The organism is Aestuariibacter sp. A3R04 (assembly GCF_018860805.1).
GTDB lineage: Bacteria > Pseudomonadota > Gammaproteobacteria > Enterobacterales > Alteromonadaceae > Alteromonas.
The window spans coordinates 206,899-228,761 of record NZ_JAHKQR010000001.1; the positions used below are offsets into that span (position 1 = coordinate 206,899).

19 protein-coding genes are annotated in these 21,863 nt (G+C 48.4%); 5 read left to right on the forward strand and 14 right to left on the reverse strand.

The features are described from left to right. Window position 1: 1 nt before the first annotated feature. Window positions 2–406, forward strand: a complete 405-nt coding sequence (hslR, locus tag KO518_RS00930; RefSeq protein WP_216023931.1) for a ribosome-associated heat shock protein Hsp15 — start codon at window positions 2–4, stop codon at window positions 404–406. A 23-nt stretch (window positions 407–429) separates the two neighbouring features. Beyond that, complete coding sequence (gene hslO / locus KO518_RS00935) at window positions 430–1,329, forward strand: Hsp33 family molecular chaperone HslO (protein ID WP_216023932.1); 900 nt, start codon at window positions 430–432, stop codon at window positions 1,327–1,329. 51 nt (window positions 1,330–1,380) lie between these two features. Here hslO and KO518_RS00940 read toward each other — a convergent pair whose 3' ends face one another. Continuing rightward, window positions 1,381–2,868 carry a sulfatase-like hydrolase/transferase gene (locus KO518_RS00940; protein WP_216023933.1) on the reverse strand — a complete coding sequence of 496 codons (1,488 nt, stop codon included), beginning with the start codon at window positions 2,866–2,868 and terminating at the stop codon, window positions 1,381–1,383. Between the two features lie 438 nt (window positions 2,869–3,306). Between KO518_RS00940 and KO518_RS00945 the strand changes: the two genes are divergently transcribed. Continuing rightward, complete coding sequence (locus KO518_RS00945; protein ID WP_216023934.1) at window positions 3,307–4,872, forward strand: phosphoenolpyruvate carboxykinase; 1,566 nt, start codon at window positions 3,307–3,309, stop codon at window positions 4,870–4,872. A gap of 68 nt (window positions 4,873–4,940) precedes the next feature. Here KO518_RS00945 and KO518_RS00950 read toward each other — a convergent pair whose 3' ends face one another. Continuing rightward, window positions 4,941–5,372 carry a hypothetical protein gene (locus KO518_RS00950; RefSeq protein ID WP_216023935.1) on the reverse strand — a complete coding sequence of 144 codons (432 nt, stop codon included), beginning with the start codon at window positions 5,370–5,372 and terminating at the stop codon, window positions 4,941–4,943. Window positions 5,373–5,584: 212 nt separating this feature from the next. Here KO518_RS00950 and KO518_RS00955 point away from each other — a divergent pair, with 212 nt between their 5' ends. Beyond that, entirely contained in the window at window positions 5,585–6,937 is a 1,353-nt protein-coding gene (locus tag KO518_RS00955; protein WP_371742209.1) for a Na+/H+ antiporter NhaC family protein, read from the forward strand. Here KO518_RS00955 and envZ read toward each other — a convergent pair. The 4 genes from envZ to KO518_RS00975 all read right to left on the reverse strand — a co-directional run bounded on the left by envZ (window position 6,892) and on the right by KO518_RS00975 (window position 11,376). After that, complete coding sequence (gene envZ, locus KO518_RS00960) at window positions 6,892–8,208, reverse strand: two-component system sensor histidine kinase EnvZ (RefSeq protein WP_216023936.1); 1,317 nt, start codon at window positions 8,206–8,208, stop codon at window positions 6,892–6,894. The genes KO518_RS00955 and envZ overlap by 46 nt on opposite strands. A gap of 11 nt (window positions 8,209–8,219) precedes the next feature. Next, window positions 8,220–8,945, reverse strand: coding sequence for a two-component system response regulator OmpR (ompR, locus tag KO518_RS00965; protein ID WP_216023937.1), 726 nt, complete (start codon window positions 8,943–8,945; stop codon window positions 8,220–8,222). Window positions 8,946–9,081: 136 nt separating this feature from the next. Continuing rightward, window positions 9,082–10,329 carry an SLC13 family permease gene (locus KO518_RS00970; RefSeq protein ID WP_216023938.1) on the reverse strand — a complete coding sequence of 416 codons (1,248 nt, stop codon included), beginning with the start codon at window positions 10,327–10,329 and terminating at the stop codon, window positions 9,082–9,084. A gap of 144 nt (window positions 10,330–10,473) precedes the next feature. Continuing rightward, the gene (locus KO518_RS00975) at window positions 10,474–11,376 is read right to left on the reverse strand and encodes a phosphoribulokinase (protein ID WP_216023939.1); all 903 of its coding nucleotides are present in this window, start codon (window positions 11,374–11,376) and stop codon (window positions 10,474–10,476) included. A 218-nt stretch (window positions 11,377–11,594) separates the two neighbouring features. On the opposite strand from KO518_RS00975, the gene KO518_RS00980 reads away from it, so the two are divergent. Further along, window positions 11,595–12,887: a diguanylate cyclase gene (locus tag KO518_RS00980; RefSeq protein ID WP_216023940.1), complete on the forward strand. Its 1,293-nt coding sequence runs from the start codon at window positions 11,595–11,597 to the stop codon at window positions 12,885–12,887. A gap of 18 nt (window positions 12,888–12,905) precedes the next feature. On the opposite strand, the gene KO518_RS00985 is transcribed toward KO518_RS00980, so the two are convergent. From KO518_RS00985 to prmA, 8 genes are all read right to left on the reverse strand, one after another. Then, a complete protein-coding gene (locus KO518_RS00985; RefSeq protein WP_216023941.1) occupies window positions 12,906–13,832 on the reverse strand; it encodes an ion transporter in 927 nt (308 codons plus the stop codon). A 77-nt stretch (window positions 13,833–13,909) separates the two neighbouring features. Further along, complete coding sequence (locus KO518_RS00990; RefSeq protein ID WP_216023942.1) at window positions 13,910–15,196, reverse strand: uracil-xanthine permease family protein; 1,287 nt, start codon at window positions 15,194–15,196, stop codon at window positions 13,910–13,912. 102 nt (window positions 15,197–15,298) lie between these two features. Further along, on the reverse strand, window positions 15,299–16,588 hold the full coding sequence (gene purD, locus KO518_RS00995) for a phosphoribosylamine--glycine ligase (RefSeq protein ID WP_216023943.1): 1,290 nt from the start codon (window positions 16,586–16,588) through the stop codon (window positions 15,299–15,301). 20 nt (window positions 16,589–16,608) lie between these two features. Beyond that, window positions 16,609–17,433, reverse strand: a complete 825-nt coding sequence (locus tag KO518_RS01000) for a class I SAM-dependent methyltransferase (protein ID WP_252735714.1) — start codon at window positions 17,431–17,433, stop codon at window positions 16,609–16,611. A gap of 152 nt (window positions 17,434–17,585) precedes the next feature. Further along, a complete protein-coding gene (gene purH / locus KO518_RS01005; protein ID WP_216023944.1) occupies window positions 17,586–19,187 on the reverse strand; it encodes a bifunctional phosphoribosylaminoimidazolecarboxamide formyltransferase/IMP cyclohydrolase in 1,602 nt (533 codons plus the stop codon). A gap of 87 nt (window positions 19,188–19,274) precedes the next feature. Next, window positions 19,275–19,568, reverse strand: a complete 294-nt coding sequence (gene fis, locus KO518_RS01010) for a DNA-binding transcriptional regulator Fis (RefSeq protein ID WP_018982332.1) — start codon at window positions 19,566–19,568, stop codon at window positions 19,275–19,277. Window positions 19,569–19,599: 31 nt separating this feature from the next. After that, on the reverse strand, window positions 19,600–20,598 hold the full coding sequence (gene dusB / locus KO518_RS01015) for a tRNA dihydrouridine synthase DusB (protein WP_216023945.1): 999 nt from the start codon (window positions 20,596–20,598) through the stop codon (window positions 19,600–19,602). 224 nt (window positions 20,599–20,822) lie between these two features. Next, a complete protein-coding gene (prmA, locus tag KO518_RS01020; RefSeq protein WP_216023946.1) occupies window positions 20,823–21,704 on the reverse strand; it encodes a 50S ribosomal protein L11 methyltransferase in 882 nt (293 codons plus the stop codon). Window positions 21,705–21,863: the final 159 nt, after the last annotated feature.

Genomic DNA, 21,863 nt, shown 5'->3' on the forward strand with positions numbered 1-21,863 from the left:
CATGAGCAATCGCAATCAGAACGATGCCGACGTCAATGTCCGCCTGGACAAATGGTTGTGGGCTGCAAGATTCTTCAAAACTCGGGCGCTGGCCAGAGAAATGGTGCAAGCGGGTAAAGTGCATTACAACGGTCAGCGTACTAAGCCGGGTAAAACAGTAGAGCGCGGTGCAATGATAAAAGTTCCCGCCGGGTGGGATACGAAAGAAATAAAAGTACTTGAACTGAGTGACAGGCGTCTGAGCGCGCAATTAGCGCAAACTCTATACGAAGAAACGGACGCGAGTGCAGCGCAACGGGAAGCGAATCAGACTGCCAGGAAACTCAGCGCATTTCACAGCCCGAGACCAGAGCAACGTCCGGATAAAAAACAACGCCGGCAAATTATTAAATTTAAGCAGCAATAAGCTGCGAGAACAGGATATTTGGCATGAGTCATTATGATGAGTTACACCGTTACCTCTTGAATGCGGCGAATGTGCGCGGCGAATTGGTGCGTTTGGAAGACAGTTTACAAAAGATAGTTCACAGCTACGAATACCCGGTTCAAATTCAACGATTGTTAAGTGAAATGGCTGCGGCGACCTGTATGCTCACCGCCATATTAAAATTTAAAGGAGAAATTGGCCTGCAAATTCAAAGTAAAGGCCCCGTGAGCTACGCGGTAATCAACGCTAGTCACGACTATACTTTGCGGGGCGTAGCCCGCTGGGACGAGAGTTTGACGGCACTCCCTGAAACATTCGCTGAGTTGATAGCCAACGGTGTACTGGTGATCACTATTACGCCAGATGAAGGGGAGCGCTATCAGGGCGTCGTTGCCTTGGACAAACCTACTTTGGCCGAGTGTATTGAAGATTATTTTACTCAGTCAGAACAACTGGCCACTAAAGTTATGTTGATGACTGACTTGTCAGTGCCTTATGCAGCGCGCGCTGCGGGGATGCTACTTCAGGTGCTCCCTTCCCAGGCGCAAAACACGGATGTATCACAGGATACAGAGTTTGAACATGTGGTGAAACTCAGCGAAACCCTGACTGAAGAGGAAATGTTTGGTTTGTCCGTTAACGATATTCTCTATCGCCTATTTCATCAGGAAGAGGTTGAGGTTTATCCACCTCACAGTGTGTCCTTTGCTTGCACCTGTTCTAAACAACGCAGTGCTGATGCGCTGCGGAATGTGGAAAAAACGGAACTACTGCAAATTATTGAGGAAGATGGCGCGATAAAAATGAATTGTCAGTATTGTCATGCTGAATACCGGTTTGACAGTGTAGACGTTGAGGCTATTCACGCCGGTCAGTTTGTTGAAACGAGGAAAGATCAGTGACAATAAAGCTGTTACCCGCAATGGGTAACAGCTTCTTCCCGGTGATTGTATTTAGTGGCCGGTTACCGGCCTCAACAAAAGCTCTTCGTGTTGATGTTGAGTATCAGAAGGCTTCGGCCAGTAGTGATCCATTCTGTTTATGTCATAGTTTTCGAACTTCCGTTGCAGCAACCACCTTGGTCTTTCCAAAGTTGACTCCCAGGCAAACAGTTTTTTAAACAGTTGCCTTACCAGGGTGGGGTTTTCGTCTGCAAGGTTCACCATCTCCCTTTCATCATCGCCAATGTGGTAGAGTTCTGCGGGTCGGTCTGGGAAGCGAATTAGTTTCCAGTCTCCGGCCCTGATTGCGGCGCGGGTATCTTTCTTCCAGTAGAGAAATTCGTGCGGGGCTGATTCGTTAACCCCTTGCACGTAAGGTAACAAGTTAACGCCATCGGTATTGCTAAGAGCTTCTGTTTTTCCTCCCGCAGCGGCGAAAAACGTAGGAAGCAGATCAAGGGTGCTCACCGGATGTGAATAGGTTGTTCCTGCCTTTAGATGGCCGGGCCATTTCATTAGAAACGGTACTCTGACCCCACCTTCTAAATGGTTCGACTTCGTGCCACTCAAGGGCAAGTTAACTGACGCATTTCTATCTGACGGCCCGCCGTTGTCATTGGTGTAAACAACCAGCGTATTTTGCTCAATACCAAGTTTACGCAAGGTATCGAGAACACGACCGGCAGCTCTGTCTAAGGCGTATGTCATTGCTGCAACGGTTTTCCGGTTTCCTGTTAAATTGGGGAATTGTGCAAGATCCTCTGGCGTTGCCTCCATTGGCGTATGGGGGGCGTTAAAGGACAGAAATACAAAGAAAGGTTTGCCTTCAGCGTTTTTTCGTTCGATAAAATCGATAGCTTCACTTGCTAACGCGTCGGTGAGATAACCTTCGGGTTCGCTGTAGTTACCAAAGTTCCGCTCCATGAGTTCGAGCGCAGAGGGCGCATTGTTGTCGTATGCGAAATAGCTTCTTGCGCCACCTCTAAAACCGTAGAACTCGTCAAATCCGCGTTGAAGAGGATGAAACTTGTCTGCACCACCTAAGTGCCATTTCCCATAGGCTGCCGATGCATAGCCTTGCTCCCGGAGATAGTCTGCTATGGTTTTTTCTTCAACGGGAACGCCCATTTCACTGCCATCGGCTGCAGAATTTTTACTCATATACCCAGGTACGTTGTTCTCTTCAAACCCGAATCGTTGCTGGTATCGTCCTGTCATGAGTCCAGCCCTTGAAGGCCCGCACGTTGGGTCAGTGACGTAAGCCTGAGAGAACTTCACGCCTTGTTGGGCGAGCTTATCGAGGTTAGGCGTTTTCATTTCTTCACTGCCTTGAAAACCGAAATCTGCATATCCGGCGTCGTCAGAAAACAGGAAAACGATATTCGGTTTTTTGGCTTGTGAAGCAGGCGTGCTTATACCGGGGGGGGATGAACCTGTATCTTGTGCAGAGCAAATACAGGAAAGCAATGCTAATAGCGCAGCAGTTAATGGTCCTTTCATGAGTGTATCCTGACAATCTGAGGGGAGTAATGGTTCCCGAGCATTTCCGGTAAGGTATGGCGTAAAGGAACCCTACCATTTCAACATCTATTCAAACATACTATGTTTACATAGATATAACAATATATTTTTCCGTAACTAGGCAATACCGTTATGCACTTGCTTGCCCACATTCTGAAAAAGATGTATTTCTGTATCTTTGTATGGATTATTTCTTTCAAGAGACAAATGTGAAGAGTGTAAAAACACCTTTAAAATTTTTATCTTATTTTTATGGTCGATTATATTTGTAATTTTATTTCTCGTTATTTCATAACTCAGATCAACAAATGATCACTATTGATAATTGTGATGTTGCTGGAGCTCTTGTTTTATATAGAATGGACAGGTGGCGTTAAAGTGAAAGTTTATGTGAAATAGTACAAAAGGAACGAGAGTATGACGGCAGCACCACGACTTAATACAGGTAAATCGATCACTGTGTTAACCGATTTGCCCACGGCGCAATTGATAGAAATCGCGCTAAACAGGGGAGAAGGTAAGCTGGCTGATAACGGTGCGTTGGTGGTTGAGACCGGCCATCGTACCGGGCGCTCTCCTGCAGACCGATTTATCGTCAAAGAGCCGTCGACAGAAAACGACATCGATTGGGGGGATGTAAACAAGCCCTTCAACGCTGACAAATTTGACGCACTTTGGCAGCGGGTTAATACCTATTTGTCATTGCGTGAGCATTTTCTTTCACACCTTCAGGTTGGCGCCGACCCTAAACATGCGTTGCCTGTAAAGGTATATACAGAAACGGCCTGGCACCATGTTTTTGCGCGCAACCTCTTTATTCAACCTGAAGTGTGGAACCCCAATGACGACCAGCCCTGGCAGATTTTAAACGCGCCAGGCTTTGTCTGTCAGCCTGAACGCGACGGTACAAACAGTGACGGTACCGTCATGATTAACTTCGCGCAAAAAAAAGTACTACTCGCGGGCATGCGATACGCTGGCGAAATGAAAAAGGCCATGTTTAGCGTACAGAACTTTTTGCTTCCAGCAAAAGAAGTGCTGCCAATGCACTGCTCTGCCAATGTTGGAAAAGATGGTGATGTGACTCTATTCTTCGGCCTCTCGGGAACGGGAAAGACGACACTCTCAGCAGACCCAAAACGCTTTCTCATTGGGGACGACGAACACGGTTGGGCTCCAGGTGGCGTTTTTAATTTAGAAGGCGGTTGCTACGCAAAATGCATCGATTTATCGCAGAAAAATGAGCCTGTCATCTGGGACGCTATTCGGTTCGGCACGGTTCTGGAGAATGTTGTGCTGGAAGAGAGCAGGCATCCTAATTACCGCGATGTTAGTCTGACAAAGAATGCCAGAGCTGCGTATCCCCTTTCTCATATAGCAATGCGTGTACCTGAAAACAAAGGTGGAGAGCCACGCTCCGTGGTGTTCTTAACCTGTGATGTAAGTGGCGTATTGCCGCCAGTTTCTGTGCTGAGTGAAGAAGCCGCAGCGTACCACTTTTTGAGTGGTTACACTGCTAAAGTCGGTTCTACAGAAATAGGTTCAACGGCAGAGATAGAGTCTACGTTTTCTACCTGTTTCGGCGCTCCTTTCTTTCCCCGTCCCGCTGGCGTTTATGCGGAACTGCTCATCAAGCGGGTGAAAGCATTCGGTGCAAAAGTGTATTTGGTAAATACCGGCTGGACGGGTGGCCCTTATGGAACGGGTTCACGTTTTGATATTCCCACTACACGGGGCATCATTGACGCCATTGTATCTGGTGCGCTTGCAGATGTTGAAACACAGCATATCCAAGGGCTTAATCTGGATGTGCCGGTGGCAGTACCAGGTGTTAACAAGGCATTACTGGTACCAAAAAGAACCTGGCAAGACGGCGAAGCTTACGACGACTATGCCAACAAGCTTATTGCAGCATTTAACGCCAACTTCGAGAAGTACGATGTTAGTCAGGCCATTGTAGCTGCTGGGCCTCGCAACCCTTAGTGCCTGCAGGCCTCGACCCAGTCCAACCATTTTGCCCGCTTCACGGCGGGCTTTTTTTACACTGTGATCTATTGGGCTGCTGCAGCCTGAATGACAGATAAATCCATGTGATTCGCGTAGTTACTAATAGAACGGGTAACCGCTTCATTCTGCATAAGTTCACCCATGGCCACCTGGCCAACCAGTTCGAAGGCGCGTTGAGTTGCCATTGGATCTACTGCCATAGCGGCTTTAAACTGTGTGGGGCAATCTTCACCGAGCAAACGGGTAACCAATGCCCCTATAGCCTTGTCAGTAGACTCTCTGTCTGCTGGGGTAATATTTGAAAAGTCAGTAATATCAGGGTGTGCAGCCATGGAAAAATAAATCCATTTTGCGAGTTCTTTTCTTTCTTTTCCATTCAGTGAATCTACCAGACACTGACCCAACTGATTCGCCGTTACAGAGGCCGAAGCCAAAGTGGCTGCGGAGAGTACCAGGGCAACGAGTAACTTTTTCATAGTTTTTACTTCCTTAGTTATTGGATGCCGTCAGGTTTGCTTCTCGACAGCAGGCATAATTCAAGGCCATCCAGGATGGCCTTGTGTGACATATCATATCGGCAAAAGATATAGACACAACAGCCCTTTTTCACTTTCCTGCATTCTCAATGACGCGGGGTTTGCGATACCATAGATTCATATAAGGTTATCAACGCATCAACAGAGGTCTTGTGCATCATTCCGCGCCTGCTAATTTTTTCGGGTTAACCCCCATATTGTTTTTTGTCGGTATCATGGTTTTTGCTGGTATCTGGACAGATGATGTTACAGCGATGCCGGTATTGGTAGCGTTTTTCCTGGCGGCCGGGTACGCATTGTGTCTTAATCCCAAACACCAGCGGTTGAGTTTGAATGAAAAAATTGCAGCATTTTGTGAAGGTGCAGGAAATAAAAACATAGTTCTGTTAGTACTGATATTTTTACTGGCCGGGGCTTTTTATTCACTTACCATCGATATTGGAGCCCGTGATGCAACGGTGAATCTCGCGTTAAGTGTAATCCCTACACCGCTCATTTTGCCCGGGCTATTTGTGATCTGCTGTTTTATTTCATTCTCCATGGGTACCTCTACTGGCACTATCACGGCTTTGGCCCCCATTGGCTTGGGATTGGCCGACGGACTTGGTGTACCGCCAGCATTGCTGGCAGGCGTCGTGGTGGGGGGAGCAATGTTTGGCGATAATTTATCTTTCGTTTCCGATACCACCATAGCTGCCACGCGTAGTCAGGGGGTGCAGTTAACCGACAAGTTCAAGGCTAACCTGCTTATTACGTTACCAGCGTCACTCATTACTGTGCTAGTCCTTGCTTTTGTGCCTGTGACTCAAAGCAGCGCACTGCAACAGGCTGACTACGACGTGGTGAGAATGCTTCCCTATTTACTGATTATCGTCAGTGCTATGGCGGGGGTCAATGTCGTACTGGTGCTCTCTATTGGTATCGCTTCTGCCGGGATTATTGGCCTGATGAATGGCAGTTTTTCTATGATGGAAATGTGGCAAAGCATTCAGACCGGTATGGGATGGATGCAAAATTTGTCGCTGATTGCACTAACCATAGGCGGTATTGTGAGCTTAATGCATATCTATGGTGGTATTGCTTGGTTAATCCGCGCGCTGACGAAAAAAGTGCGGGGCCGTCAGGGGGCAGAATTTAGTATAGCTGCGCTGGTGAGCTTCTTGGATTTGTCTACCGCTAATAACACCATTTCCATTGTTGCTGCAGGCCCGATTGCCAGTGATCTAAACCGAGAATACGGAGTTGATCCCCGGCGCACGGCTAGCATTCTCGATGTGTTTTCTTGTAGCTTTCAGGGCATGGTGCCATATGGGGCTCAAATATTAACGGTATCCGCAGTGGGCGGGCTCTCTCCGCTTTCGGTGTCCGCATATGCTTGGTATCCCATGCTATTGCTGGTATTTGGCGTACTGGCAATCGCTTTTAATGTGCCGCGATTTGTAACCAGCCCGCCTGATACTCAATGGCGTAGTGGTAACCAGAATTCAGCAACCAGCCCTCCCTGAGGATGATTTCTCAGGGTAATTTGGCCAAGGTGCATGTTGATGATTTTTCGGGTAATTGCTAATCCCAGGCCTGAACCCAGAGAGCCCCTGGCTTTGTCACCTTGTTTAAAAGGGATGAAGACATTATCCAGTTCATCTTCGGGTATACCAGGTCCGAAGTCTCTTATTCGGCAGTACACACGGTGTTGCGATTTGTCGTGAAAAGTACTCACGACAATGCGCTGGGTACCGTAGCGAAAGGCATTTTCAATAAGGTTGTCCAACACCCGTTTTAGCGCAACTTTGCGCACAGGTGTATTGGGAAGCGTGTTTAGTTTTAATGCAATATGATGATTCTGATGACGCCCGTGAAGTTTAACCAGTTCCTCAATAAGGGTATTTAGATTTACCGTTTCCCACTGCTCTGTGCGGTCGCTACGTGCATATTCAATAAACTGGTCAATAATGGCATTCATATCCTCGATGTCTTCGTTGATGCCGTCCCGAATCCAGTCGTTGTCTTCGGGTAGCATTTCTGATGCCAGGCGAATACGAGTGAGTGGCGTGCGAAGATCGTGGGATATGCCAGCTGTCATTAGTGTGCGTTCATCCTCGAGTTGTTTAATACCCTGACTCATTCGATTGAAAGCCCGGGTTACCTCACGCATTTCCGTGCTCCCTTGTTCTTTAAGCGGCGGTGGGAACAAACCTTGTCCAACTTGAATAGCCGCTTGCTGTAACGCCTGAAGAGGCCGGTTGAGGTGGCGAACGAACCACCAGCCACCTGTTACACTGAGGATGCCGATAACCATCAAATACATGGTTGGCGGAGGTGAAGCATTGTTGTCGTTGCCACCTACCAATGGAATGCTCACCCAGGAGTTTGGATAGGATGAAAGCGAAATCCACACCCGATAGGGTTCGTTGCCTACTGATGTTTCTGTGGTACTGATCCTGACATCCGCGTTAACCCCCATTTGTTTGGAAACCTGTGCCGACATGAAGTTGTAATGTGTGGCCGATTTAAGCCCTTGCTGAAGTGCCTGTTCGGTGGTCATGATTTCCACCTTCGTGCGTTTTGCGTAATCAAGTCGTGCTTCGAGGGGGGCATCCATGAGGTTAAATGCGTTAACACTCTGTACCTGGGTGGCCAGTAAGCTACTGATTTGTTTTGTTGTTGGATGGACAAAGTAATAGGTGACAGACAGATACGACACGACCTGATTAATCAGCAGCAATACGCCAATCAAGAGTACAGTTTGGCCGAATGCGCTAGAGGGTAAAATACGCATAGCAAGTCAGGCTATGCCTGAGATTCACCATCGGGTACAAAAACGTAGCCGAGCCCCCACACGGTTTGAATATAGCGAGGACTGGCGGGGTCTTTTTCCAACATGCGGCGCAAACGGGATACCTGAACGTCAATACTGCGTTCCAGAGCACTGTAGTCGCGGCCTCTGGCAAGGTTCATTAACTTGTCCCGGGAAAGTGGTTCCCGGGGGTGGGTGACCAGCGATTTTAATACGGCAAATTCACCGCTGGTTAGTGTCAATGGTACGCCTGACGCGCTCATTTCACGTGTGGCCAAATTTAGACGGTATTCGCCAAACTCAACGATTTGCTCGTCTTTGGAGGGCGCACCCGGGGCTTCCGTGGTTTTTCTGCGCAGTACCGCTTTTGCCCGGGCGAGTAACTCCCGGGGATTGAAAGGTTTTGGCAGATAATCATCTGCACCCATTTCCAGCCCAATGATGCGGTCGACTTCATCGCCTTTTGCCGTGAGCATGATAATGGGCATGTCGTTATCAGACTGGCGCATACGCCGGCAGATAGACAATCCATCTTCGCCGGGAAGCATGAGGTCTAACACCATCAGGTGGAAATTTTCTCGTTCCAGCAATCTGTCCATCTGTTCTGCGTTGGCAGCGGACCGAACCTGAAAACCCTGCTCAACCAAATAGCGTTCGAGTAAACTTCTCAAGCGCATATCATCGTCGACAACCAGTATTTTGGACGTTTCCTGACCCATGACTCTTATTCCTAAGGTGGCAAATACCGCTATTGTTATTCGAGAACGGTGACAAAAAACATGTCACCGTTGTTGTATAGCCTAACTATACTCAGTAAAAGTCACAGACAAAAGTACTGATATGTTGCAAATAATGTCAGCCTAACACCGCATTTGCCATTAGCAGTACCATTGCATATCCGAGGGTGTAGGCCAGCAACAGTAACAGCGCAAACTTTCCGTACCCCGCAAATGTAAGCCCTTTGACTTTGCTCATGGTAACAATGCCCGCGGAAGAACCGATGATGAGCAGCGATCCCCCTACGCCCACCGCATAAGTAAAGGCCATCCATTCAGGTGTGGACATGGTAATGTCGGCTTTCAATAGCGCGGCGGTAAGTGGTACGTTATCAATCATCGATGATAGAACACCCATGATAAAGTTCGCACCAGTGGTTGGGAACACATTGTAGACTTCCAGTAATGCGCCCAATGCGTGGATGTGATCCAACATGCCCACCAGAAGCAGTACACCAAGGAAGAACAGTAAGGTGTCGAACTCAATCAGGCGGATATAATCTAAAATCGGATCTTCGAATTTTTCTTCTCCCATAAACGTCGCCACCAGGAACATAATCGCCATACCTGCGAGGAAACACAACATGGGCGGTATAGCGAAAAGCACGTTAGCCACCAATGTGAGAATAATGGTTGAAAGAAAAGTACCGGCAATGACATAGTCCACTGAACGAAGTTCGTGTTTGGTTTTTTTGATTTTCACTGCGCCATTCATGCCAATACTTAGCATCATAGCTAAAAACAGTACCGCTAATAATGAGGGAATGATAAGCAGTAACAGTTGAGTAATGGTCACCTTGCCGTCGAGGAAAATCATGAGCGTGGTAACATCACCTGTTATCAGCGATACACCGCCGGAATTCACAGCGAACACTACGAGAACGGCAAATCGCATGGTTTGATTAAACGGAAGACCCAGTGAGAGTACCATGGCGATAGATACCAGTGTGGCGGTAATATTGTCGGCAAGAGATGAAAAACAAAAACTGAAAATTGCCGTAAAAAAGATGAGCTGTCGAAGTGTGATTTTGGCTGGCATGATAATATTGAGCATATTTTCAATCATTCCTTTGCGGTTCAGGTACGCAACAAAGGTCATCGCGGCTACGAGAAACAGCCAGAGAGTGGAAATTTCAGTTATGTTTTCGATTAAGTGCTCGTTGAGTTCCTCAAGCCCAGGCCCCCGGTTGGCATCGATGAACAACAAAATCCAGGAAAAGGTTCCAAAAAAAAGCGTTGATTTAGCCTTGTTTACATGAAGTGGCTCTTCAAAAACAACAGCGAGCAACGCCGCTACCGCAATGCCGATAAGCACGAAATCCAGCATAATATTTCCTCTAATTAAACTGGGGAAATTATACGGTTTTAATGGTGCTATAAAAACGACAACTGCGCTGTAAGCGGCGTAAAATCAGTTATACTCAGCATATATTAAAATAATGAAAACAGGGTGGGAACACTGTGTTAATCACTATTGATCTCCTACCCAATCCATCTGGCTTCCCGCTCTGCGCTTCTGGTCGAGAATGTCCTCAATTAATGGCGTTAGAATTAACTCCATTGCCAACCCCATTTTCCCACCAGGCACAACTAACGTGTTGATGCGAGACATAAACGCGCCATCAATCATTTGTAACAAATAGGGGTAATCTACATTCTTCATTTCCCGGCGAAAGCGCACCACTACGAAGCTTTCGTCTTGGGTGGGAATTTCCCTGGCACTGAATGGATTCGAAGTATCCACTGTGGGCACTCGTTGAAAGTTGACGTGGGTTTTCGAGAATTGTGGCGTGATGTACTGGAAATAGTCGTCCAAACCGCGAACGATGCTACTCATTACCGCTTCCCGGGAGTGACCGCGATCAGTAGTATCCCGTACGATTTTTTGAATCCATTCCAAATTTACAATTGGCACCATGCCCACCAGTAAATCCACGTGCTTGGCCACGTCGTTTTCTTCGGTAACCACACCGCCGTGCAGGCCTTCGTAGAACAACAGGTCAGTATTTTCCGGTAACGCCTGCCAAGGGGTGAATGTGCCTGGCATTTGATTAAACGGAACGGCTTCATCGAAGGTGTGCAGATATTGTCTGAACTGGCCTGTTCCCGTTTGGCTGTATTCGCGAAAAAGCGTCTCGAGCAATTCAAAATCATTGGCCCGGGGGCCAAAATAACTGATGTGCCGACCTTGCTCTTGTGCTTTTCTTATTTCCACTTCCATTTCCGGCCGGGTAAACCGGTGAAAACTGTCTCCGCCCACCACAGCCGCATTAACGTTGAGGTTGCGAAAGATATGCCTGATAGCATTTGTGGTTGTTGTAGTGCCGGCACCGGACGAACCAGTGATGGCAATTATTGGGTGTTTGGCTGACATAATAGGCAATCAAAGATATTGGAACACTGTTATAAGCTGTCAGCAATGAAGAATCAAGGGGGCATGAAATTAGTGCAATAAATCACTAACCGAATTTACTGATAGACGCTATTATTAAATTGTAAATGGACAGTTTACTGTATTGGCTCTCGTGCTGTGTGATATATGCATCCGGGGACCTTTGCGGCATCATGTTGACGGTAGTGGGTGATACGCACATGACACTGAATAGAGAAGAAAAAGAGCAATTTGTATTACTAAGATCGCTTTTTAACAACATCGGTGACGCGGTTTACATTATAGATCCGGAAAGTGCGAATATCCTTGATGTGAACAAAGCTGGTTACGAAGACCTGGGCATGGAAGCCGACGAAGTGCTCTCGCACACGGTATTTAGCCTGCAAAAAGACGTGCTTGATATTGCGCACTGGCGAGAGATGTTGTCGGTATTGAAATCATCGAACACATTTGTTTTTTCTGGACACCACGTACGCAAAGACGGTACAGAATTCCCAGTTGAAGTGCACACCAATTATCTTGTTCACGATGGTGTTGAATACCTTATCTCCATCGCCAGGGATATTACCGAGCGCGTGCGCATGCAAGCAGAGCTTAAAACCCGAGAACCCCAGTTGCGCTATATGCTCAACGCCGCTGGAGACGGTCTGTGGGATTGGAACATCCTCACTGACGAGGTTTTCTTTAGCCCGCAACTAAAGAGAATGCTCGGATATGGTCCCCATGAAATGAAGCCTCATTTGGACAGTTGGAAATCAAATGTTCATCCGGATGACCTGCCTCGGGTATACGGGGCGTTGCAATCTCATTTACAAGGTGAAAATACCCGCTATGACGCAGAATACAGGTTGCGAAATCGCAACGGTCAGTACTTGTGGGTACACGACCACGGTACAGTATGCGAACGCAATGAACTGGGTGAAGCCACCCGCGTAGTGGGCATGGTACGAAATGTGACTGCCAGTAAGGAGTTGGAGCAAAAACTCCGGGAACTGGCTTCAAGAGATGAGCTCACCCAATTGCTAAACAGACGGGCAGGTTACGAACAGTTTTCCCGCTATCTGGCGTTGTCCAAACGTCAGGGGCAACCTTTATCTGTTGCGTTGTTCGACCTTGACCACTTTAAACAGATCAACGATCAGTGCGGTCATCTGGTTGGCGATAAAGTGCTAAAAAACACCGCCTCTTTGATGGCCGCTGAACTCCGTAAGAGCGATGTATTATTGCGGTGGGGGGGGGAAGAGTTTCTTCTGTTAATGCCAGACACCGACATCATGCATGCTTTCAAATTGTGCGAACGCTTACGACGATCATTTTCACAAAACGCTGCCCAGTGTGAGCTTCCCCATCAGACTATAACACTGAGTGGTGGTATCGCTTGTTATCCGGCTAATGGCAACACTATTGAGGACATTGTTAAATGTGCCGATGATGCCATGTATAAGGCGAAAAACGCCGGCCGGGACAAGGTTTGCATCAGTGACGCTCCGTAGCCAAAGGCATACCTTACGTCAGGAATGTTGCCGATGTTTGAGTAGTTTTACTATGAGTTCTGCCTCTTCTTTGTCAAGGTGTAGCAGCGCCCTGACCTTTTCAATATGCTGAAATTCTGACTCGGTGAGGTGGCCGTCTTCCATTGCGTTGGTAACTAAGTCGCGAAATCTCTCCCGGCGTACGTGTAATTGTGCGGTAAAACTTGAAGATAGAATACCAGCTGGAAGGGCGTAGAGCGCGACCCCCATTAGTGTAACCAGTCCACCGAACACCTTACCTATCGAAGACACTGGTACTACGTCACCGTACCCTACGGTTGTTAGCGTAACCAGTGCCCACCACATTGCCTTGGGAATAGTACCGAACGCTTCTGGCTGCACATGTCGCTCAAGGTAATAAATGCCCGTAGCGGCAAAAGTCATGACAATTAACAGCACGCTCATGGCTGCAATGAGGGTTTTTGCCTCGTTGCGTAACACTTGCCAAAGTAACTGTACCGAGCGTGAATACCTACCCAGTTTAATGAGACGGGTAAGTCGCAACAGCCGAAGTATGCGTAAATCTATTGTAAAAAACATACTGAGGTAGAAGGGGAGAATGGCCAGTAAATCAATAATGGCCATAGGAGAGGCCATGTAATGCAAGCGCTGCTGCCACAGTGGCTTATGGCTGTGCTTTTCGTTGAATTCCTCTACCGAGCACCATACCCTCACGAGGTATTCAACGGTAAAAATGGCCACGGAAACCGCATCGAACATCCGCAACTCATGGCGCCATTCTGCTATTACTGAGGGGACGGTTTCCAGCATCATCGCTACAGCGTTGGTAAAGATGAGGACTATTAGGAAATAATCAAACACACGACTTGGCCATTCGCCAGGCTGATTTTCGCGGTAGGGCCGGGTAATACTGTGAACTTTCCTGCGCAGTGGTTGTTTTTCCATGGTTTTGGCCTATCAATGCTGCTTTAGTTTACTGTAGCGGGAAATGGGGGAAAAGCGCTAAAAAAACGCTGCCCGAGTTATTTACTGTGTTCGATTATGTCATCCACTATGGCCTGTTCTTCGGAAAGTGAATCGTCGATCGGATCTTTGTTCGGTAAAGCGGCGTTTAACAAAATAGCGACGACACTGCACAGGCTAATTCCTTGCAGGGTAAATTCACCCTGACCGAACACCATACCGCCAATGCCAAAAACCAGTGTTGTGGACACAATAACCAGGTTACGTGATTTGGCTAAATCTATTTGCGCTTTAACCAAGGTATTTAACCCTACAGTTGCAATAGACCCAAAGAGCAAAATCATGATGCCACCCATTACCGGGGTAGGAATAGTTTGCAGGGCACTGCCGAACTTGGCAAACCAAGCTACCGCGATAGCAAATACAGCTGCCCAGGTCATCACGCGCGGATCGAAAGATCTAGTTAGCATGACGGCACCGGTGACCTCTGAATATGTTGTGTTTGGCGGCCCGCCAAAGCAGGCTGCGGCCGACGTTGCAAGCCCGTCACCAAACAGAGTTCTGTGCAGTCCCGGTTTTTGCAGATAGCGTTTACCGGTAATATTGCTGATGGCCAGAATATCACCCACGTGTTCCACAGCCGGGGCGATCGCTACGGGGATCATAAACAGCACGGCTTGCCAGTTAAACGTTGGCAAAACGAAGTTGGGCATGGCGAACCACGGCGCTTGGGCTACGGTTTCTACTGATACCATTCCGGTGAATGAGGCTATCAATGTGCCCGTCATTACACCAAATAAAATGGGGACCAGTTTAAACACACCTTTTGCAAAAACCGCCGCCGACAAGGTGGCAGTTAATGCAGCCATTGATACCCAAATAGCTTCTGCGTAGGGATAAAGGGTGAGTGAACCATCTCCGCTTTTCCCCAACGCCATATTCACCGCTACTGGCGCAAGGCCTAAACCAATAACCATGATCACCGGACCGGTGACCACCGGCGGCATCCAGCGGTGAATGAAACCCGCCCCCTTGAACCTCACGGCAAAGGCCAGAAGCATGTATACCAAACCGGCGGCAAATAAGCCGCCCATGGTGTCAGACACGCCCCAGTTTTTTACCGATGCCGCAATCGGTGCGATAAAGGCAAAAGAAGAGGCAAGAAAGATGGGAATAGTTCGTTTTGTGACAACCTGAAATAGCAAGGTTCCCAAGCCTGCGGTGAATAATGCGACACTGGGGTCCAAGCCTGTAAGCAGGGGAACCAGTACCAGTGCGCCGAAGGCCACAAACAACATTTGTGCACCAGATGCCATGAGTCGAAAAGTGGGCGTGGCAAAGGACATGTTACTTCCTCGTACTAAATGGTGTCAGATGTAAACAGGGGAGCCGCAAGCCAAACACTGGCTAACGGCTCCCCTAGCACTGTTTGTGAATATTAGTGGGCGTTACGCCTGCGCCTCGCGAGCAATGGCGCGATATGCGATGTCCGTTCTAAAATAAACATCGTCCCAGCTGATGGTATTTAACAGCGCATAAGCTTTCTGTTGTGCCTCAGTCACATTATTGCCCAACGCAGTGGCGCACAGAACCCGGCCGCCAGCGGTAACAACCTGGCCGTCTTTCATGGCAGTACCTGCGTGGAATACTTTACCTTCGTGCTCTGATGCCTTGTCCAGGCCATGGATTACGTCACCCTTGTTGTAACTGCCGGGGTATCCGCCCGCAGCCAAAACAACGCCAACTGCTGCGCGTTCGTCAAAGGCAATGGTTTTACCTTCCAGTTCCCCTTTACACGCAGATAGACAAAGAGACACTAAGTCAGATTGCAAACGCATCATAATAGGTTGGGTTTCGGGATCGCCGAAGCGGCAGTTGTATTCGATGACTTTTGGCGTGCCATCGGCCATGATCATCAGGCCGGCGTACAGGAACCCAATGTACGGGTTGCCTTCTTTTGCCATGCCTTCCACTGTGGGCAGGATGACTTCTTTCATCACGCGGTCATGGATGGCTTGAGTGACCACTGGTGCGGGGGAATAGGCACCCATTCCTCCGGTGTTTAAACCGCTGTCGCCATTACCTGCACGCTTGTGATCCTGGCTGGTGGCGAAAGGCACCACATTCTTGCCGTCAACCATAACGATGAACGAGGCTTCTTCACCATCGAGGAATTCCTCTATGACTACACGACTGCCTGCTTCACCAAACGCGTTTCCGGCGAGCATGTCGCGAATGGCGTCTTCAGCTTCTTCCAGGGTCATAGCCACAATAACGCCTTTGCCTGCAGCAAGACCATCTGCTTTTACCACAATTGGCGCGCCTTTCTCGCGAACGTAAGCGATGGCGGGCTCAATTTCAGTAAAGTTCTGATACTCAGCGGTAGGAATGGCGTGGCGGGCCAGAAAATCTTTGGTGAACGCTTTGGAACCTTCCAGTTGAGCTGCGGCTTGTGTGGGGCCAAAGATGACCTGGCCCGCAGCGGTAAACGCATCAACAACCCCTTCTACCAACGGTGCCTCAGGGCCTACAATGGTTAAATCGATGTGATTGTCTTGGGCAAATGCCAGTAAACCATCGATATCCGTGACACCAATGGCCACGTTGCGCAGTTTGGGTTCAGTTGCTGTTCCGGCGTTACCCGGCGCTACAAACACGGCAGAGACATGTTCAGATTGTGCGGCTTTCCACGCCAAAGCGTGTTCGCGGCCACCGCTGCCTATCACTAGTACGTTCATCAAAGCGTTCCGTTACTCAATTATTCAGGTTTTATAAACTTCAGTGTCATCCGGTTGCTTTCACCAATGGCCATATATTTTTCCCGGTCCTCTTCGCCTAAACGAAGTGACGGCGGAAGTGTCCAGACACCACGAGGGTGATCTGCGGTGTCCATTGGGTTGGCATTTACACTGCTTTGAGCAACCAGTTTAAAACCGGCAGCTTCTGCAGCATCGATAACAAACGATTTCTTCATATAACCGCTGCTTTTCATTTTATCATCTGCAGCAGATTCAGGTAGTTCGTGCTCGACAACGCCTAACACACCACCTGGTTTAAGGGTTTTATAAAAATTGCTAAATGCACTGACCACTGCTGCTTTTTCGCCACCCATGTACCAATTGTGCACGTTGCGGAAAGTCAGTACGACGTCAGCCGAACCTGCTTCTGCAATGGCAATGTCTTTTTGCGGGTGAAATGCGGTAACCTGAGTGCCGGCGTACGGTCCTCCGTCCATGGCTTTCTCTTTAAACCGGGCTAAGGCGTTTTTGTAGTAGTCGCGGCTGCTTTCATCAATGTAAAAATGGGCAGCTATATAGTGTCCGCGATCCTTTAGCATTGGAGCAAGAATATCTGCATACCAGCCACCACCTGGCCAAATTTCCACTACGGTCATCTCGGGTTTAACACCAAAAAAACGCAGGGTTTGCTGCGGGTGGCGATATTCGTCCCGGGCTTTAGCATCGGCGGACCGAAGGTCATTTTTAACTGCATCCTGGATGGCATCAGCACTGGCAACAGCCGGTATGATTGCAGTGGAAGCAGCGAATAGTGAAGCGGCAATTACACGCATTGTGGTTTTCATTAAAGTATCCTTGTTTGTCGTAACGGTGCTCATAACTTTTACACTTATACCCAGTAACGCACGAAAGGGTTTTTCTAGCGTAACCGAGGACAAAGAAAAAGCAAAAAGGTTGTGGTGAATACCACAACCTTTACCGTCAATGACGTTTCGGATTAGTGGCGGAAGTGTCTCATGCCGGTGAACACCATAGCAATGCCGTGTTCATCGGCCGCGGCAATTACCTCGTCATCACGCATCGAGCCACCTGGCTGAATGACTGCCTTAATCCCCGCTTGTGCCGCTGCGTCAATGCCGTCGCGGAATGGGAAGAAAGCGTCGGACGCCATTACGGAACCTGCAACTTCCAGGTTTTCGTCGGCGGCTTTAATGCCTGCAATTTTAGCCGAATATACGCGACTCATCTGGCCTGCACCCACGCCAATAGTCATGCTGTCTTTTGCGTAAACAATGGCATTGGATTTCACATACTTGGCTACTTTCCAGCAAAACATCAGGTCGCGTAATTGCTCATCAGTCGGCTGAACTTTAGTTACAACTTGCAAGTCGTCCATGTCCACCATGCCGAAATCTCTTTCCTGAATGAGCAGGCCACCGTTGACACGTTTAAAGTCAAACCCGTCAGTAAGCTGACCCTGCCAATCTCCACACGCCAACAAGCGTACGTTTTTCTTTGCCGCAACGATGGCTTTTGCCTCATCGCTCACGGTAGGGGCAATAATGACTTCAACAAACTGACGGTCGACAATCGCCTGGGCTGTTTTGCCATCTAGCTCGCGGTTAAAAGCAATGATGCCGCCGAATGCTGAGGTAGGATCGGTTTTAAAGGCGCGATCGTAGGCTTCCAGAATGTCTGAACCCAAGGCAACACCACAAGGGTTTGCGTGTTTAACAATCACGCAGGCGGGTACATCGAACTCTTTCACGCATTCAAGCGCTGCATCGGTATCTGCAATATTATTGAAAGACAGCGCTTTGCCCTGTAACTGCTGCGCGGTGGCTACAGAGGCTTCCTGTATATTGTTTTCTACGTAGAAAGCGGCAGATTGATGACTGTTTTCACCGTAACGCAAATCCTGTTTCTTTGTCATTTGCACGTTGAAAGTACGTGGGAATTCACTACTGGACTCTTCACAGCAGCCTTCATCACAAGCTACGATATCTATCATGGTGCCGAAATAGTTGGCAATCATGCCGTCGTATTCAGCCGTATGCTCGAATGCTTTAATGGCTAAATCAAAACGGGTTTTGTAAGACAATGAGCCGTCGTTGCCCTCCATTTCTGAAAGTACACGACTGTAGTCAGAGGCGTTTACAACGATGGTGACATCATTGTGATTCTTTGCCGCAGCTCGCACCATAGTAGGGCCGCCAATATCGATATTCTCAATGGCGTCTTCCAAAGAACAATCATCGTTGGCCACGGTAGCTGCAAACGGATAAAGGTTAACAACGACTAAGTCGATGGGGGCAATGTCATTGTCAGCCATGACGCCTTCGTCCTGGCCTCGACGCCCGAGGATACCGCCGTGTATTTTAGGGTGAAGTGTTTTTACACGGCCATCCATAATTTCAGGGTGCCCGGTATGTTCAGAAACCTCTTTTACCGGCAAACCGGCTTGTGCCAGTAATTTGGCCGTTCCGCCTGTTGACAGCAATTCAACGCCCTGATTGTGAAGGGCCTGGGCAAAATCAACAATACCGGTTTTATCGGAAACGCTTAACAAAGCGCGCTGAATAGGTTTAGGTGTTTGCATAGTGGTGTTGAGCTCTTTGCGTAAGTTGACGAGTGAAACAAAAAGAGCACCAGTAGGTGCTCTTTAAAGCGGGCCAAGCCCGTAATCTTAGTTCATGCCGTACTGTTTCAGCTTTTTGCGCAGGGTGCCGCGGTTGATACCCATCATGATGGCGGCGCGTGTTTGGTTGCCACGGGTATACGTCATTACCTCTTCAAGTAACGGGGCTTCAACTTCTGCCAGAACAAGTTCATACAAGTTATCGATGTTGGCGTTGTCCAGTTGCTTCAGGTACTTGTTTACCGCCTGCTTTACTGAATCACGCAGAGGCTTTTGTGCCTGTGTTTGTGAAGGTGTCGTTACTGTTGTAGTAAATGGTGAAGTCACATTTTGATCGAACATAATACTGTCTTGCTCTACTAGTTAGTCATCACTATGCTGCCGGAGAAACCTGTCGCTCGTTTCTGTCGTGCAGCGATTGAAAATAGTTATCAAGGGCGTCAAGCTGGGCATCGGCCTGCTCAAGACCATTGAACGTTCTGCGAAATTGATTTTCCCTGTCGTGTTCCGCGAGATACCACCCAACGTGCTTACGTGCGATTCTCACGCCCATAATGCCGCCGTAAAAGTTGTGCACATTAACTACGTGCTCGTGCATTACCCTGTGCTGTTCTGACAACGAAGGTGGAGGCAGGTTCTCACTCGTTTCCAGGAAATGTTGGATTTGTTTAAAAATCCAGGGATTTCCCTGAGCACCGCGTCCAACCATCACACCATCAGCACCAGTATACTCAAGTACATCACGTGCTTTTTCCGGGGAGGTAATATCGCCGTTGGCAATTACCGGAATCGACACCGCCTGTTTAATGGCTTTTATGGTGTCGTATTCTGCGTTACCCCTGTACATACATGCCCGCGTTCTGCCGTGAACTGCCAAAGATTGTATGCCGTTTTGTTCCGCAATGCGGGCTATGTCCGTTCCATTGCGATTTTCCGTGTTCCACCCTGTCCTGATTTTCAGAGTGACTGGTACGTCTACAGCGTTAACCACAGCTTGCACGATGCTTTCCACAAGCTCCGGGTATTGCAATAACGCCGAACCAGCTAACTTTTTATTGACCTTCTTAGCTGGACAACCCATGTTGATGTCGATGATTTGCGCACCGTTCTCAACATTAAATCGAGCTGCCTGGGCCATTAGTTCAGGATCTGCACCTGCAATCTGTACCGAACGAATACCCTTTTCGCCAGAATGATCCATGCGATGCATGGACTTTGCCGTTTTCCATACTCTCGGATTACTCGACAACATTTCAGAAACCACCAGACCCGCCCCCATTTTCCGACAAAGTTGTCTGAAGGGACGATCGGTAACACCGGCCATTGGAGCCAGCATTAAATTGTTCTGAAGAGTGTGAGGTCCTATTCGCATGCTTAACCGTCAACTATTGCGCAGAATTTATACACCGGGCCAAAACGGGGCGCTAAGTTTACGTGTTTTATCCAGCCTTGAAAAGGCTAAAAATCACACAAAATTTGTCTTTGTGGTCTTGACAGTTCCGGTAAGTTTTGCGCCGTTTACTGAGTTCCAGGTCGAAAATCGGTCCTGATACGTGACGATATTTTGACAATAAGCTGACAGTTTTGTGAATATTTTCAGTGTTTTCTGGTACCACTTACACGTGCCCATTCAGCGTCAACTGCACTGGGATCCAACGCGAAGTCAGCCCGGTATGCCCGTTCAATATTTTCAACTTGTTCTTCTAAAATTCCGGATAAAACAAGCTTTCCACCTGGCTTGCAAAATGCGGTAATGACTTTTTGAAGCGCAATAAGCGGTCCGCTCAGAATATTGGCCATAACGACGTCAGCTTCCAAAGTCGGTTGATCGGCGGGAAGATAAACCGACAAACGGGATTCAACCTCATTTCGCCGGGCATTCTCCATGGTTGCCTGTAGCGCCTGAGGATCAATATCAATACCGATTACTTCCCTGGCCCCCAGTTTTAGAGCGGCTAGCGCGAGAATGCCGGAACCACAGCCAAAATCCACCACCACTTTGTCTTTCAGATCCAATGCATCAAGCCAGCGCAAACACAGGGCAGTCGTGGGGTGTGTACCTGTGCCAAAAGCCAAACCTGGGTCGAGCATGACATTAACCGCTGTGGGGTCGGGAACTTCTCGCCAACTCGGACAAATCCACAAGCGCTCGCCGAACTGCATGGGGTGGAAGTTATCCATCCACTCCCGCTCCCAGTCTTTGTCTTCCAGTTGATCGAGTTTGTGCGCGAAATCCTTGCCAAGAATTTTTGATTTTTCCAGCCGGCTTATCACCGCGGCCATATCGTCAGCAGCATCGAACAGTCCCACAACTTGGGTATCGGGCCACAGTAGGGTTTCACCTGGCTTTGGTTCGTACATTGGTGTGTCTTTGGCATCGACGAAGGTTACGGCCTGTGCGCCGTTGGCTGACAACATATTGCCAATTTGTTCGGCGTACTCAGGGTCAGAATCAATTCTAAGTTGTATCCAGGGCATGACAATGCTTCTCGGCAGGCTTTAAACCGCGTAGTTTATCAGTGTTAGTGCTGTGACTCTACACCGCGCGTAGCTCCCGTGAAACGGTTGAAAATTAGTCTAATGTCGCGTAGTCGGTTGTTCTTATAACTGTTAAAGTCAAGATGCACTCATACTGGA

Excerpts from the sequence above, each read along its gene's own strand:
- hslO (WP_216023932.1), top strand. The coding sequence starts at position 430 with ATGAGTCATTATGATGAGTTACACCGTTACCTCTTGAATGCGGCGAAT.
- prmA (WP_216023946.1), bottom strand. The coding sequence starts at position 21,704 with ATGCCCTGGATACAACTTAGAATTGATTCTGACCCTGAGTACGCCGAA.
- ompR (WP_216023937.1), bottom strand. The coding sequence starts at position 8,945 with ATGGGTCAGGAAACGTCCAAAATACTGGTTGTCGACGATGATATGCGC.
- KO518_RS00945 (WP_216023934.1), top strand. The coding sequence starts at position 3,307 with ATGACGGCAGCACCACGACTTAATACAGGTAAATCGATCACTGTGTTA.
- fis (WP_018982332.1), bottom strand. The coding sequence starts at position 19,568 with ATGTTCGATCAAAATGTGACTTCACCATTTACTACAACAGTAACGACA.
- KO518_RS00950 (WP_216023935.1), bottom strand. The coding sequence starts at position 5,372 with ATGAAAAAGTTACTCGTTGCCCTGGTACTCTCCGCAGCCACTTTGGCT.
- KO518_RS00985 (WP_216023941.1), bottom strand. The coding sequence starts at position 13,832 with ATGGAAAAACAACCACTGCGCAGGAAAGTTCACAGTATTACCCGGCCC.
- purH (WP_216023944.1), bottom strand. The coding sequence starts at position 19,187 with ATGCAAACACCTAAACCTATTCAGCGCGCTTTGTTAAGCGTTTCCGAT.
- envZ (WP_216023936.1), bottom strand. The coding sequence starts at position 8,208 with ATGCGTATTTTACCCTCTAGCGCATTCGGCCAAACTGTACTCTTGATT.
- KO518_RS00940 (WP_216023933.1), bottom strand. The coding sequence starts at position 2,868 with ATGAAAGGACCATTAACTGCTGCGCTATTAGCATTGCTTTCCTGTATT.
- dusB (WP_216023945.1), bottom strand. The coding sequence starts at position 20,598 with ATGCGAATAGGACCTCACACTCTTCAGAACAATTTAATGCTGGCTCCA.
- KO518_RS00970 (WP_216023938.1), bottom strand. The coding sequence starts at position 10,329 with ATGCTGGATTTCGTGCTTATCGGCATTGCGGTAGCGGCGTTGCTCGCT.
- KO518_RS00975 (WP_216023939.1), bottom strand. The coding sequence starts at position 11,376 with ATGTCAGCCAAACACCCAATAATTGCCATCACTGGTTCGTCCGGTGCC.
- purD (WP_216023943.1), bottom strand. The coding sequence starts at position 16,588 with ATGAACGTACTAGTGATAGGCAGCGGTGGCCGCGAACACGCTTTGGCG.
- KO518_RS00980 (WP_216023940.1), top strand. The coding sequence starts at position 11,595 with ATGACACTGAATAGAGAAGAAAAAGAGCAATTTGTATTACTAAGATCG.
- KO518_RS00990 (WP_216023942.1), bottom strand. The coding sequence starts at position 15,196 with ATGTCCTTTGCCACGCCCACTTTTCGACTCATGGCATCTGGTGCACAA.
- KO518_RS01000 (WP_252735714.1), bottom strand. The coding sequence starts at position 17,433 with ATGAAAACCACAATGCGTGTAATTGCCGCTTCACTATTCGCTGCTTCC.
- hslR (WP_216023931.1), top strand. The coding sequence starts at position 2 with ATGAGCAATCGCAATCAGAACGATGCCGACGTCAATGTCCGCCTGGAC.